Here is a 13,230-nt window from a genome sequence, read left to right as displayed (position 1 = left end):
ATCAGCGGCCGCGCACGCGCGGACGGCGCATATCGCCACCGTCGCCGGGCCGCTCCTCCGCCTGCATCGCCTTGAGCGACTCGGCCCGAAGTGTCTCCCACAGACGCGCGGTGATCTCGCCGAAGCGCGGCGTGGCAACGCTCTGAGCGCTGCGCTCGCGTTCCCAGCTCGTCTCGAGGATATCTATGAAGCGGCCCGGACGCGACGACATCACGCCCACGCGATCCGACAGCACGGCCGCTTCGTCGAGCGCGTGAGTGATCAGCAGTACGGTTGCGGAGGTTTCTCGCCAGAGTCGCAGCAACTCGTCGCCCATGAGCATGCGGGTTTGCTGATCGAGTGCGCCGAACGGCTCGTCGAGGAGGATCAGCCGCGGCGCGATAACGAGCGTGCGTGCAATACACATGCGCTGCCGCATGCCGCCCGAGAGCTGCGCCGGATACGCATTGGCGAAATCGCGCAGCCCCATGAAACCAAGGGCATAGGCCACACGGCGCGTGACTTCGGCGCTGTCGATGCCGGCCATGCGAAGGCCGAAGCCAATGTTCTCGCGCACGGTCAGCCACGGGAACGAGGCGTCTTCCTGAAAGACCACGCCGACGCCGTCGGGCACCCCGACGACCGCCTGCCCTTCGAAAGTGATGCTTCCCGCGCTCGGTGCGGCGAGTCCCGCAATCAGTTCCAGCAATGTCGATTTGCCGCAGCCGGACGGACCGACCACGGAGAAGAATTCCCCCTTGCGCAGTGTCAGATCGATGGGGCCGAGCGCGTGCAACCGTGTCTTTCTGGCGGTCTTTTCGTCAGGGGTGTCGAAGTCCTTCGTCACGCCGCTCAGCACGACGTGCGGCTCGCGGCTGGCCGGCGGCGTGTCGGTGCCGTCGACCAGATGCAGGTGCGGGCTCGGGCAATGCAAGGTCATAGCTGACCTTTCGCGCGAACATCCGCCGGCAGGAAACGCGCATCGATCAGCTTCGCCCAGTCAACGTCTTCCTTGATCTCGCCGATGAGCTTGAGCCCGCTCGCCACGCGATCCAGTTCCGCACGGTCGAATTGTCCCTGACTCCACATGTGCGAGCGCACCATGTTCTCGACCGCTTCCCGGGCGATGTCGGGCGATAGTTTGAACTGCGCTGCGAGCAGTCTTGCCGCACCGGCCGGATCGGCATAGGTGGCATCGACGCCCGCACGGCGTCCGGCAATGATCGCGCGCAGCGTGTCGGGGTGCGACTGTGCGAACGCCCGCGTGGTAATGCCGACCGACGTGGTCATGGGCTTGAGCACGTCGCCCGCGCGATAGAGGGTGCGATATTGCGACTTGCGCAGAATCGACAGCGGTTCGATGGCAACCGCCCCCGCGACCGCGCCCTGTTCGAGCATGGTCATGCCGTTGACGTAGCCGCCCGAGGCGACGCGCGTGACCTTCGAGGCGTCGATTCCCTTCTCGCGCAATACCATCAGGAAGAGCATCTCCGACACGCTTTTGGGCGAGGTGATGGCGACCTTTTTGCCAACGAGATCGTCGAGGGTGCGCACGGCGCTGCCGGGCATCGTGACCATCGATGCCTCGGCAACGCTGCGCGTGCCTGCATTCACGATCACGATGTCCAGCCCCTGGCGCGCGGCTGCCAGTGCGGCAGACACTGCGACTTCCCCGTAGGGGGTCTTGCTTGCCAGAATGTTGCGCACGGTCGTGCCGCCGCCGCCGGAGCTGAGAATGCCGGTAATGTCGACGCCAGCCTTCTTGAACAGGCCCTTGTCCATTGCCACCGCATAGGGCAGTCCATACAGGCTGCTGCCCCATTGGGTGACGGAAATCTCTTCGGCGTGCGTCACGCGCGCCGTCGACAGAAGAAGGGCGCTCGCCAGGGCGAACCAGTGAGCGAGTTGGAACAGCCTATTCATCATCTACTCCGGGTCAGACAAACCGGCACATCACCGCGCGCCGGGGAAAAAGTCGAAAACGAGCACGCCTTGCGGCGCAAGCGTCGGGCCGATCGCCGCCTTGAAGGCGTGATGTACGGGGTCGAAGCAGGCAGGGTCGTGCACGATAGGCTCGCCAACATAGAAGTTGCGATCCCCTTCGGAATCGAACGTCACGAGGAACGCATGTTCGAATCCGAGCCCGTTGCCTTCCCCGCTTTCCTGCCGGCCGTGCTCGATGCTGCGAATATACGGCCGGCCGTCGCGAAGGCAGTCGTCCTTCAGACGAAGAAAGCGCTCAATCATAAGCTCATGCGTGGCGATTGGCACGTCGTTCGCAAAACGCAGCAGCACGATGTGTCGCAGCGGCGCGGCGCCATAGTCTCTCGCCGTAAAGGCACGCTCGCCGATCTGTGCGCAACGGTGCGCAAGACGCTCGGCCGCCGGCGGCAGCGTGTAGGCGGCCGAAGGGGCGGGTGGGGTGAGCGGGGCGAGTGAGGTGTTATGGGAGCGGGTATCGGCAGTCAGATTTGTCGTGAGCGATGTGGCGTTTGCATTCATCGTCGAACTCCGTTCATGGGACGAGGGACCCCCAGTATCGGATCGGACGCCCAGGAAGGATTGTAGAAATGCGCATCGCCGGCTAACGCGGCACGCCGTAACTGCGACGGCGTATGCCCCGTCAGGTCACGGAATTCATGGACTTGCTGGGCCTGATCGACGTAGCCCGCGTCGAGCAATTGCGTGAGCGTGCAGTCCTGCGGGGCCAGCAACAGCGTGCGCAACGAGCGGCGCAAGCGGGCCAGACGCCGGAACCGCACCGGCGACGAGCCGGTGGTCTGGCGGAAACGGACTTCCAGTTGCCGGCGGCCAAGCTGCGTGACGGCACACAGGTCTTCAATGCGTGTCTGGCCGCTGTGAAGGCGGGCAATCGCCGGGCGGATGTCGCGACCCGGCGGCGCATGGCGAAGCCGCTTGAGAAAGAAGCGGTCGAGGCGTGCCGCGCGGGCGTCGAATGTGGTGGCGTGCGCCATGCTTTCGTACAGCTCGTTGACGGCCGTTCCCCACAGTTCCGTGGCGGAGATGAACGTGTCCGCGAGTTCGCAGACAGGCACGTCGGTCAGCGACGGAATTTCGCCGGACTTGATCCGGACCGCCACGAAGTCGAGGCCTGCCGGTGCATCGAGTGCGGCGGTCGTGCCGCGAAGGCAGGTAATGTGCACGCCCGGCAGGCGCTGGCCGGTTCCGGTCGTGAAGGACTGACCGAAATGAAAGAAGACCTCCATCCCGCCCGGTCCCGGCAGGAGCGGCATCATAGGTAAGGCCAGCGCCGAATTCGCACCGGAGGCACTCCGGGTATCCCAACCCCAGTAGCGATCGATAGTGGCCTGGAGCGCCGCAGCGGGGCGCCGATGAGTGATGCGCATGCGTTTCGCCGATTCAGAACGAAGTGTCACGGGGACCGGTGAGATGCCGCGGGAAAGTTCGCGCCGTCGTCTCCAGGCTCACATGATGAAGCATTTCGGATTTTCTCGTCGGCGTGGGCTGACGGCGGCATCGTCTCGACGAAGTTCCGTCATCGTATCGCCGCGATTCTCGACGTGGCGGACTGACGTTCGAGGAGGGACTTGGTTTTGCGGGCGATGCCGGTGGCACGGCCTCACGCAGCCGGTAGAATCGCTCACTGTCCGCCATGTTCGGGAGTCCCATGAATGGATATCGTTGACTATCTCACGCGCGTCACTTCGACCCGGGCGATACCCGGCATTTCGCTGGCGACGCTGCGTGGCGGCAAGCCCGACATCGCGTGCTACGCCGGGGTTCGAGGCGCGCACGACCCTCTGCCGGTCGATGCGCAGACGGTCTTTGAAGCTGCTTCGCTGACCAAGCCGGTCGTTGCCTTTATTGCGCTTCAGTTGGTCGACGAAGGACGCCTGGACCTGCACCGTCCGATGGCCGACATTGGTGGCGAATACGTCCCCGACGATCCGCGCGCACGCGACATTACCGCTTTCCATATCCTGACGCACACCAGCGGATTGCCGAATATCGTTCGCGCCGAGGCTCCGCTGCGCATCTACTTCCCGCCCGGCGAGCGATTCAGCTACGGCAGCAGCGCCTTTGCATGGCTCCAGCGTGCTTTGGAGTCGGTCGGCGGCGCGCCGCTGGAAGTGCTCGCCCAGACCCGTGTGTTTGGGCCGCTCGGGATGCACCGATCCAGTCTTCTATGGCAGGCGCGCTTTGAAGACAACCATGCGCAAGGCCATGAATGGGAAGGGGAGCCGGTACCCAAGCGACGGCTGATGTCGGCGCAGGCATCCTGGTCGATGTTGACGACCGCGTCAGACTACCTCGCATTCGTCCAGGCGGTTCTGGCAGGGGAAGGCTTGTCGGCGGCCACTCGGGCGGCGTGGTTTTTGCCGCGAATGAACGGGCGGCAGGGTGGCGAGGCGGAAGACCTGTATGCCGCAAACCCCATCGATCCAGCGGTTGCCTGGGGGTTGGGCTGGGGCATCGAGATTGCGCAGCAATGCTGCTTTCATTGGGGGAATAGCCCCGGATTCCGAGCGCTGGTGCTCGCCAACCGAGAGACGAAAGACGCCGTGGTCTGGTTCGCGAACGGCGCACGGGGGCTGCGTGTCGCCCATGAAGTCGTGCCGCAGGCCGTGTCCGGCCATCATCCATGTATCCCGTGGCTCGGTATCGGGCGGCTGTGACAGCGGCGCCCCGGCAGAGTCCAGGGCCGGCGAAGTGGGCGGTGAGCGGCGATCAGCGCGAGCGGATTGATACGCGAGGCTCCCACCCCCAATCAGCACCTTTGCGTGCCGAATCGGCACGGAGCCCGATTTTCTGCCGCCTACACTCCGCTTCCTGAGACTGGCCGGTGGCCCCTGCGCGCCTTGGGTGCGTACCGCGTGGCCGCCACACATTTATCACCAACGCCAGCGTGATCCAGAGGAGCCGGCATGACCCGTAACGCCAAACCCCACAACCCGTGGCGCGAGATCTGCGCCGCGAGTATCGGCAACGCACTCGAATTTTACGATCTGCTGATCTATGGCTATTTCGCCATCGTGATCGGCCAGTTGTTCTTCCCGTCGCATGACGCGACCACGTCGCTGCTGCTCTCCGTCGGCACCTTCGGTATCTCATTCGTTACGCGGCCGCTCGGCTCGATCATCCTTGGCAGCTACGCCGATCGCGCGGGCCGCAAGGCGTCGCTCACGGTATCCATCGCCCTGATGATGCTCGGCACGGCCATGATCGCGTTCGCACCGACCTACGCACAGATCGGTATTTTCTCGCCGCTCATCATTATCGTCGCCCGCATGCTGCAAGGCTTCTCGACGGGCGGTGAGTTCGGTGCCGCCACGGCCTTCATGGTCGAGCACGCCGATGCCAAGCGCCGCGGCTTCTTCGCGAGCTGGCAGATGTCCACCCAGGGCCTCGCCACGGTGCTGGCCGCCGGGGTCTCCGCACTGCTGAGCATGCTCCTCACCGCCGACCAGCTGAGTGCATGGGGCTGGCGTATCGCCTTCGCAGTAGGCCTGCTCATCGGCCCGGTCGGTCTGTACATCCGCCGTAACATCGACGAGACCGCCGACTTCAAGAAACTCGGCGAGAAGCAGCGCGAAAAGTCGCCGCTGCGCGAAGTCTTCGGCCGTGATCGCGCCAACATGCTGCTTGGCGCGGGCGTTGTTGCCGCGGCCACCGCGTTCAACTACGTCCATAAGCTCTACATGCCGACGTACGCGGTCAAGCAACTGCATATTCCGGCGACGTCGTCGTTTATCGGCGCCGTTGTCACCGGCATGATGCTGATGATCGCCGCGCCCGTCGTCGGCCATCTCTCCGACAAGTTCGGTCGCATTCGCGTGATGCTCTGGGCACTGATCCTCGTGGGCGTGACGACCTATCCGCTGTTCGTGCTGCTCAACCGCTATCCGACCTTCCAGACGCTGCTCATGGTGCAAGCGCTGGTGGGGTTGCTCATTGCCGTGAGCCTCGCGCCGCTGCCGGCCCTGTTGGCAGACATCTTCCCGACGAGCACTCGCGGCACCGGGCTGGCACTGTCGTACAACTTCTCGGTGACGGTGTTCGGCGGGTTCGCGCCGCTGATCGTGACCTGGCTCATCGACGCGACGCGGAACAAGCTCGCCCCGAGCTTCTACGTGATGGCGACCGCCGTGCTGAGTATTACCGCCGTGATTGCCCTGGGCCGCCGTGTGCGCGCCGGCAAGATCGCCGGTATCACGCATGGCTCGCCCCGCGCGTCGAAGGCCTGATCGACGACGCCGACGATCTGCCGATCATGAGCCTCGTCTTCATCCGATGAACTGATTTTCGCCGTAACGACGACGTCCGCTGTCCCCTACAGCGACGTCGTCATCTTTTTTCGGCATCCCCTGCGGAGCATTTTCATGACCACGCTCGAAGCGATCCGCGCCGCCCTGCCGGCGTACCCCATCGAAGTCTCGTTTCCCGATATCAACCGCTGGCGCGAAGGCAATACCGGCATCGACTTTCTGCACTCGTTCGATAGCGGCAAGCCCGGCAAGCACGTGATGATCCTCGCGCTCACGCACGGCAACGAAGTGAGCGGCGCCATTGCTGTCGACGCGCTGCTCGCCGCCGGTGTGCGCCCCACGACCGGGCGCCTGTCGCTGGGCTTCGGCAATATCGGTGCCTACGAGCAGTTCAGTGCCGAAAATGCCGACGCCACCCGCTTCCTCGACGAAGATATGAACCGCGTGTGGACGCCCTCGACACTCGACGGCGAGCGTCAGAGCCGCGAACTCGCGCGTGCCCGCGCCATGCGCCCGTTCATCGACACGGTCGATCTGCTGCTCGACATCCACTCGATGCACGAAGCGTCCGCACCGCTGATGATGACCGGCCCCCTCGAGAAGGCGATTGCACTGGCCGCCGAACTCGGCACGCCGGAGCACGTCATCATCGACAAGGGCCATGCGAACGGCACGCGCATGCGCGACTACGGTGGTTTCGGCGATCCGGCCAGCCCGAAGAACGCACTGCTCATCGAGACCGGTCAGCACTTCGCCAAGAGCGCGCGCGACGTGGCGCTCGACAGCGCCGCGCGCTTCCTGCTGCACGCGGGTGTCGTGGCCGAGGCCGATGTGGCCACGTTCCTCACGCAAACGCTGCCCGCGCGTCAGAAGTTTGTGGAGATCACGCAGCCGGTTGTGGCGCGCTCGATGGACTTCCGCTTCTCGCAGCCCTTCACCGGACTGGAAGTGATCGAGAAGGCAGGGACCGAGATTGCCCGCGACGGCGACGAGGTCATCGTCACGCCCTATGACAACTGCGTGATCGTGCAGCCGTCGATGCGCCATCTTGGCGTGAATGTCACGATGATGCGTTTGGGACGTTTGCTCGATCGCTGATGATGCGACGATAGCGTTGGTGTGACCGAGATTTTGGAATGGGCCGGCTAATCGCCGGCCCGTTTTTTTTGCGTGCGTATTTTGCGTGCGTATCTCGGGTCCGTCGCGGTCGTCAGAACGTGCCGGCCAGCGAACCGACGACGATGACCGCCACGAGCGCGATCAGCGCACTCACGATACTCGCCATGACGATATCGAGGTAGCTCTCGCGATGGGTGCTGCCGCATACGGCCAGCAACGTCACGACAGCGCCGTTGTGCGGCAGGCTGTCGAGCGTTCCTGACGCGATCACCGCTACGCGATGCATGAGCGCCGGGTCGATCGCGTGTTGTGCGGCGAGACTCACATAGGCCGGGCCGAGGGCGTCGAGCGCAATCGTCAATCCTCCCGAGGCGGAGCCGGTGATCGCCGCCAGCAAATTGGCGGACAGGGCGAGGGACACCAGCGGACCGCCGTCGATGGACAGTACCCAGTCGCGTACCAGCGCAAAGCCCGGCAACGCGGCAATTACACCGCCATAGCCGACCAGACTGGCCGTACACATGATCGGCAGGACGGAGGCGTTGGCGCCGGCATCCATCGTCTTGCGCAGCGCGGGCAGGCGTTGCCATTGCAGGACCACCAGCACGACGATCGCGCTGGCGAGCGCGACACACACGCCCCATACGCCGGCCACGCTTTGCAAGGTAATGCCGCCCCATCGAGGTTCGGCGAGAAAGCTCGCGTCGAGGCGCGGGAAGACGATCACGTTCATCACGAAGTTGCCGCCGATCACGACGAACAAAGGCAACGCGGCGGTGAGAATGCCGGGCAGGGCTTCGCTGCGATGGCCCTGCTCGATTTCCGCCGGATCGAACTCGCGTGCCACGCTCGCGCGTTCGCGCACTACGGTGGGATCGGCAGGCTTGTCCCAGACCTCCGTATCGGCATAACCGTGGCCCGCGCGGCGTGCCTGCGCTTCACGCCACGACAGCCACCACAGACCAACGGCGAGCATGATCGCAGAGGCCATCAGGCCAAGTCCCGGCGCGGCGAACGGGGTGGTGCCGAAGAAGGGCATGGGAATGGCGTTTTGAATCGCCGGCGAGCCCGGCATCGCCGACATTGTGAAGGTCGACGTACCCAGTGCAATCGCCGCCGGCATCAACCTCACCGGAATGTCGGCTTCGCGGAAGAGCGCGTGAGCCATCGGCGCAAGGACGAAGAACGCGACGAACAGACTCACGCCGCCATACGTGACGAGTGCACCGCCGAGTACAACGGCGAACATCGCCCGTCGCGCGCCGAGTTTGTCGGTGAGGAACGCGGCGATCGCGCGCACCGCGCCGCTGTCCTCCATCAGCTTGCCGAACAGTGCGCCGAGCAGAAACAGCGGGAAGAACTGGGCGACGAAGCGCGCGGCGTTCTGCATGAACGTCTGCGTCCAGTGGGCGAGCACGGGTTCGCCTGAGAGCGCGGCCGCGAGCATGGCCGCGGCCGGCGCCAGCAGCAGTACGCTCCAGCCGCGATAGGCCAGCCAGACAAGCAGCGCCAGACCGATCAGAATGCCGGCGAGCTCCATTCAGAGGGTCTCCGTCAAAGCGCTCAGATCGAGCGAGGAACGGTGGCCAAGATCGGCGCCGTGCTGTTGCAGGAATGTTTCGGCGCAGCGCCGGCCCTCGTCGCGCAGCATTACCAGAAAATCCCATTCCGCCGAGAGCTTGGACGAATAACCGAGCGTGGTCATCATGTCGCTCGCTATGCGGTGCATACGCATTTGCGCCCAGCGCTTACCCTCAACGCTACCGGCATCGACAACCTGACGCAGCACTGCGATCATGCGCAGTTCCTTGAGCAGTGTGGCGTTGAACGAGACTTCGTTGACGCGGTTGAGAATCTCGCGCGCAGAGCGCGGCACGTCGTTACGCTCGACCGGATTGACCTGCACCAAAATGGTGTCGCACGAGGCGGTTTCTCGGATGAGCGGCGTAATCGTGGGATTGCCCGCATAGCCACCGTCCCAATAAGGCTCGCCGTCAATTTCCACCGCGCGGTATAGCGTGGGCAGGCAGGCCGACGCGAGCAAGACGTCGGGTGTCATCTCGGCGTTGCGAAAGACGCGTCCGCGTCCGGTACGAACGTTCGTTGCGGTGATGAAAAGCTGGATCGGGCTGGCGGCGATGCCGTCGAAGTCAATGTGATCGGCGAGCAGGCGTCGCAACGGATTGAATTCGAGGGGCGTGAGGTCGTAGGGCGACACAACGCGCGCGGCCAGATCGAAAAACATGAAAAACGGCGAGTTATCGAGCGACCAACGCCCGAGCACGATGTCGAGCGGTGTGCGGCGCAGCGGGCTGAAACGCCCGGCGTGAGACACGTCGCGCCAGAACTGTTCCAGTGCGCCGCGCGCGCCGTCGGGGCCGCCGCGGACATAGCCGGTGGCGAGCACGGCGGCGTTCATGGCGCCGGCCGAGGTGCCGGAGATGCCTTCGATATGGAACGGGCCGGCGTGCGAAATCTCCTCAAGCAGACGGTCGAGCACGCCCCAGGTGAACGCGCCGTGCGCCCCGCCTCCCTGCAATGCGAGATCGACAGGCATGGTCCTTGTGGCAGGCGCACGGCTGGTAGGGCGTGCGCCAGGCGAAGACCGCGTGGCGGAACTGGCTCGTTGAACGCGTGGCATGATCCCTCGGCGATGCGGCACTGCACCGACAGGCGCTGACCGCGGAGTCCGTTACGAGAGTACGGTTGCAGGCAGTACGCAGATTGCGCTGCAACATAACCACTGTCTCAGATAAACAAGAAATCGGCAACCGTGTGAACAGGCGGCCAGCCGGTTCGTGTTTTTGGGAGGGGATGGTGCCGGTTCAGGCGGCGTGAGACGAGCGTGCCGGGGTGTCGCCGGCGGTGTCGAGAGAGTGCGCCGTGTCGGGGGCGGCGTCGGCGTCGCCATTACCATCACCATCACCGGCAGGCGTCGGCTTGCCGCGGCGAAGGCTCAGTTGGGCAAGCACGTCGGCGTGTTGATTACCCCAGCGGTAGAGCATCTCGATAGGCTCGATGAACAACTCGCCCAGCGGGGTGAGCGAATACTCCACCTTGGGCGGCACGACAGCATAGACCTCGCGATGAATCAGGCCGTCGCTTTCGAGTTCGCGCAGCGTTTGCGTGAGCATCTTCTTGGAGATGCCTGGCAGGCGGCGCTGCAATTCCCCGGTGCGTGTGGTGCCGCACTGCAATGCGTACAGCACCATGCTCGTCCACTTCACGCTGAAGAGTTCCAGTACGCGACGCGGCACGCAGGTTTCTTCAAAAACGAAGGGTTCGGGTTTGCTCATGGTAACCAAATGGTGACTATTCAACTAAAGGGTGCCTACTGGGGATTTTGACCCTTCGTCACTATACTTTGTGGCGGTAGTGCGCGTCATCCGCTGTGGGAGGCTTCAGGCCAGAAAATGCCGGATGCGAGCGTGCGCAGGACAACGGAGAACCCCATGAGCAGTTTGTCGAAGACGGCCCTTTCAATGCTGGATCTGGTGCCGATACGCGCCGGCGGCACGGTGGCCGAAGCCCTGAAACAGTCCACGGAGCTTGCCCAGCACGTCGAGCGGTTGGGTTTTGAGCGTTTCTGGCTGGCTGAGCACCACAATATGGACGGCATCGCGAGTTCCGCAACCGCGCTGCTGATCGGTCACATTGCGGAGAAGACGTCGCGCATTCGCGTGGGGTCGGGCGGAGTGATGCTGCCGAACCACCCGCCGCTGGTCGTTGCCGAGAACTTCGGCACACTGGCCGCCCTGTATCCGGGGCGCATCGATCTGGGATTGGGGCGTGCGCCGGGGGCCGATCAGGCAACGATGCGGGCGCTGCGTCGCGACCGGTTGTCCAACGGCGACGACTTTCCCGAGCAGGTTGCCGAGTTGCGAGCATTGCTCGCGCCGGCGCAACCCGGGCAGCGGCTTGTTGCGACACCCGGGGCGGGCAGCGATATTCCTGTGTGGCTGCTGGGATCGTCGCTCTTTTCGGCGCAACTCGCGGCGCATCTCGGGCTGCCGTATGCGTTTGCCTCGCATTTCGCTCCGCGCTTCCTGTTCGATGCGCTGCGGCTGTACCGTGAGCTGTTCCGTCCGTCGGCGGTATTGGACAAGCCTTACGTGATGGTCGGGGTGCCGGTTGTCGCTGCGCCGACCGATGAGGAAGCGGCATTTCTCGCGACGTCGGCGCAACAGAAGATTCTGGCCCTCATGCGCGGGCAAAGTCTGAAGCTACAGCCGCCGGTGAACGATATGGACGAACGTTGGGACCCGGCGGAACAGCATTCGGTGGAAGCATTTCTCGGCGTGTCCGTGGTGGGCGGTCCGGAGCGAGTGAAAGCGGGATTGTCCGATTTGGTCGAACGCACACAGGCCGATGAACTGATGCTCGTGACCGACGTTTTCGATCCCGCGTTGCGGCTGCGCTCGTGCGATATCGTTGCGTCGGTCTGCAAGTCCTGACGCGCTGCGGCACGTTGGCGGGTAATCCGGGTGAGAGGGTGGATGAGGAGAGCGGGGGCGGCACGCGCGAAGCGTATTGTGCTGACCCCGCCGGGTCTGGCGCATCGTCGGCCCCGGTCGAGCTGGTTGCCACAGCCGTATCCGGGCGCCTCAGCGAAAGCGTCCGATAGAGAACGGTGAAAGGTCGATGGCAGGACGTTCGCGATTCACCAGCGCCGCAATCGTGCGCCCTGTCGATGCGGCTGCCGTCAGACCGACGTGACCGTGACCGAAAGCGTAGAACGCGTTCGGCACTTTCGACGCCGGACCCAATACCGGCAGCGAGTCGGGCGTGCTCGGCCGAAAACCTTGCCAGCGCGCACCGTCGACCGATTGCGTCGATTTCTCGCCGGGTACTGCGCGAGGAAACATCTTGTGCAACTGACCTAGCAGCAGATCGGCTCGCCGCCAGTTCGGCGGCGCTTGCAGGCCCGCCAGTTCGACCGTGCCTGCGCCGCGAAGCCGGCCGTTCATCGGCGTGGCGAACAACTTGCCTTCGGCCCACATGACGGGGCGCGAGGGCATTTCGTCCGGTGCCGGAATTTCCACGTGATAGCCGCGCTCGGTGTCAAAGACGATGCGGTCTCCCAACTGACGTACGAACGGTGCGGACCACGCACCCGCCGCAACCACCACCGCACTGGCCGCTTCGCGTCCCTTGTCGGTATGCACGGCCACCGCCTGGGCACCATTGGTTTCGATGGCCGTGGCGGCAGCATCGACAACTCGGCCACCGCGCGCGACCACCTGTGCGGTCAGGCGGGCCAGGAGTGCCCCCGGATCGAGGGTGTGACCCGTTTCGCTGATGTATCGCGCGCCCACGAAGTCATGAGATAGCGTTGGCTCAAACTCGCGTAGGGCTGCGGCGTCGAGCGTCTCGATGTGCACGCCGTTGTCGCGGCGAAGCGCCATGCCGCCTTCGTCACCCGCCATACCGTTCTGGCTGGAGTACGCGATGAGATAGCCGCGACGCTCGACCAGATCGTTCGCATTGGCATCGTCGAGCAGGGGTTGATAGGCATCGAGCGCGGGGCCGAGCAGCGCACGCAGCGCACGAGCCTGCGCGGCCACCCGAGCCGGTTGGCTCGCCGCCACGAAGCGCGTGAGCCACGGCACCATGCGCGGAAGATAGCGCCATCGCAGCACCAGCGGGCCGTCTGGTTGCATCAGCCAGCCGGGCACTTGCCACAGTACCCCGGGCATCGCAATCGGTACAACGGACGAGCCATTGATGCAGCCCGCGTTGCCGAGCGAGGCCGCCTGACGCGCCGACTGCCGGTCCACGATAACAACCGAATGCCCGGCGCGCTGAAGATATGCGGCGGTACACACGCCGACCAAACCGCCCCCGATAACGACGACGGGACGTGAATCGTTCATGAAGCCGTCCT

The 13,230-nt window shown here is 64.5% G+C and carries 12 protein-coding genes; 4 read left to right on the top strand and 8 right to left on the bottom strand.

Annotated features, from left to right (window positions below; all coding sequences use genetic code 11):
- Position 1: 1 nt before the first annotated feature.
- The 4 genes from AT395_RS21710 to AT395_RS21695 are packed head-to-tail and all read right to left on the bottom strand — an operon-like array spanning position 2 to position 3,347.
- Complete coding sequence (locus tag AT395_RS21710; protein ID WP_048628648.1) at positions 2-919, bottom strand: ABC transporter ATP-binding protein; 918 nt, start codon at positions 917-919, stop codon at positions 2-4.
- Positions 916-1,905: an ABC transporter substrate-binding protein gene (locus AT395_RS21705; protein ID WP_048628649.1), complete on the bottom strand. Its 990-nt coding sequence runs from the start codon at positions 1,903-1,905 to the stop codon at positions 916-918. The genes AT395_RS21710 and AT395_RS21705 overlap by 4 nt, the downstream gene beginning before the upstream one ends.
- Positions 1,906-1,932: 27 nt before the next feature.
- On the bottom strand, positions 1,933-2,481 hold the full coding sequence (locus AT395_RS21700; protein ID WP_052765485.1) for a Dabb family protein: 549 nt from the start codon (positions 2,479-2,481) through the stop codon (positions 1,933-1,935).
- Complete coding sequence (locus AT395_RS21695) at positions 2,478-3,347, bottom strand: helix-turn-helix domain-containing protein (protein ID WP_082164744.1); 870 nt, start codon at positions 3,345-3,347, stop codon at positions 2,478-2,480. Before AT395_RS21695 ends, AT395_RS21700 begins: the two co-directional genes overlap by 4 nt.
- Positions 3,348-3,632: 285 nt before the next feature.
- Here AT395_RS21695 and AT395_RS21690 point away from each other — a divergent pair, with 285 nt between their 5' ends.
- The 3 genes from AT395_RS21690 to AT395_RS21680 all read left to right on the top strand — a co-directional run bounded on the left by AT395_RS21690 (position 3,633) and on the right by AT395_RS21680 (position 7,325).
- The gene (locus AT395_RS21690; RefSeq protein ID WP_048628651.1) at positions 3,633-4,637 is read left to right on the top strand and encodes a serine hydrolase domain-containing protein; all 1,005 of its coding nucleotides are present in this window, start codon (positions 3,633-3,635) and stop codon (positions 4,635-4,637) included.
- A 249-nt stretch (positions 4,638-4,886) separates the two neighbouring features.
- Positions 4,887-6,206 carry an MFS transporter gene (locus tag AT395_RS21685; RefSeq protein ID WP_048628652.1) on the top strand — a complete coding sequence of 440 codons (1,320 nt, stop codon included), beginning with the start codon at positions 4,887-4,889 and terminating at the stop codon, positions 6,204-6,206.
- A 135-nt stretch (positions 6,207-6,341) separates the two neighbouring features.
- Positions 6,342-7,325, top strand: a complete 984-nt coding sequence (locus AT395_RS21680) for a M14 family metallopeptidase (RefSeq protein ID WP_048628653.1) — start codon at positions 6,342-6,344, stop codon at positions 7,323-7,325.
- Between the two features lie 112 nt (positions 7,326-7,437).
- Here AT395_RS21680 and AT395_RS21675 read toward each other — a convergent pair whose 3' ends face one another.
- The 3 genes from AT395_RS21675 to AT395_RS21665 all read right to left on the bottom strand — a co-directional run bounded on the left by AT395_RS21675 (position 7,438) and on the right by AT395_RS21665 (position 10,642).
- Positions 7,438-8,886, bottom strand: coding sequence for a GntP family permease (locus AT395_RS21675; protein ID WP_048628654.1), 1,449 nt, complete (start codon positions 8,884-8,886; stop codon positions 7,438-7,440).
- Positions 8,887-9,903 (bottom strand): patatin-like phospholipase family protein, encoded by a 1,017-nt coding sequence (locus AT395_RS21670; RefSeq protein ID WP_042114449.1) that lies wholly within the window; start codon positions 9,901-9,903, stop codon positions 8,887-8,889.
- 268 nt (positions 9,904-10,171) lie between these two features.
- A complete protein-coding gene (locus tag AT395_RS21665; RefSeq protein ID WP_224787351.1) occupies positions 10,172-10,642 on the bottom strand; it encodes a winged helix-turn-helix transcriptional regulator in 471 nt (156 codons plus the stop codon).
- A gap of 156 nt (positions 10,643-10,798) precedes the next feature.
- On the opposite strand from AT395_RS21665, the gene AT395_RS21660 reads away from it, so the two are divergent.
- Positions 10,799-11,800 (top strand): LLM class flavin-dependent oxidoreductase, encoded by a 1,002-nt coding sequence (locus AT395_RS21660; RefSeq protein WP_042114451.1) that lies wholly within the window; start codon positions 10,799-10,801, stop codon positions 11,798-11,800.
- 150 nt (positions 11,801-11,950) lie between these two features.
- Here the strand turns inward: AT395_RS21660 and AT395_RS21655 are convergent, their stop codons facing one another.
- Positions 11,951-13,219, bottom strand: coding sequence for an NAD(P)/FAD-dependent oxidoreductase (locus AT395_RS21655; RefSeq protein ID WP_048628655.1), 1,269 nt, complete (start codon positions 13,217-13,219; stop codon positions 11,951-11,953).
- Positions 13,220-13,230 lie beyond the last annotated feature (11 nt).

This window comes from Pandoraea apista, assembly GCF_001465595.2.
GTDB lineage: Bacteria > Pseudomonadota > Gammaproteobacteria > Burkholderiales > Burkholderiaceae > Pandoraea > Pandoraea apista.
The sequence above is the reverse complement of the archived record's forward strand: the minus strand, read 5'-3'. Positions and strand labels throughout refer to the sequence as shown.

Excerpts from the sequence above, each read along its gene's own strand:
- AT395_RS21690 (WP_048628651.1), top strand. The coding sequence starts at position 3,633 with ATGGATATCGTTGACTATCTCACGCGCGTCACTTCGACCCGGGCGATA.
- AT395_RS21670 (WP_042114449.1), bottom strand. The coding sequence starts at position 9,903 with ATGCCTGTCGATCTCGCATTGCAGGGAGGCGGGGCGCACGGCGCGTTC.
- AT395_RS21655 (WP_048628655.1), bottom strand. The coding sequence starts at position 13,219 with ATGAACGATTCACGTCCCGTCGTCGTTATCGGGGGCGGTTTGGTCGGC.
- AT395_RS21710 (WP_048628648.1), bottom strand. The coding sequence starts at position 919 with ATGACCTTGCATTGCCCGAGCCCGCACCTGCATCTGGTCGACGGCACC.
- AT395_RS21705 (WP_048628649.1), bottom strand. The coding sequence starts at position 1,905 with ATGATGAATAGGCTGTTCCAACTCGCTCACTGGTTCGCCCTGGCGAGC.
- AT395_RS21700 (WP_052765485.1), bottom strand. The coding sequence starts at position 2,481 with ATGAATGCAAACGCCACATCGCTCACGACAAATCTGACTGCCGATACC.
- AT395_RS21685 (WP_048628652.1), top strand. The coding sequence starts at position 4,887 with ATGACCCGTAACGCCAAACCCCACAACCCGTGGCGCGAGATCTGCGCC.
- AT395_RS21660 (WP_042114451.1), top strand. The coding sequence starts at position 10,799 with ATGAGCAGTTTGTCGAAGACGGCCCTTTCAATGCTGGATCTGGTGCCG.
- AT395_RS21695 (WP_082164744.1), bottom strand. The coding sequence starts at position 3,347 with ATGCGCATCACTCATCGGCGCCCCGCTGCGGCGCTCCAGGCCACTATC.
- AT395_RS21680 (WP_048628653.1), top strand. The coding sequence starts at position 6,342 with ATGACCACGCTCGAAGCGATCCGCGCCGCCCTGCCGGCGTACCCCATC.
- AT395_RS21675 (WP_048628654.1), bottom strand. The coding sequence starts at position 8,886 with ATGGAGCTCGCCGGCATTCTGATCGGTCTGGCGCTGCTTGTCTGGCTG.
- AT395_RS21665 (WP_224787351.1), bottom strand. The coding sequence starts at position 10,642 with ATGAGCAAACCCGAACCCTTCGTTTTTGAAGAAACCTGCGTGCCGCGT.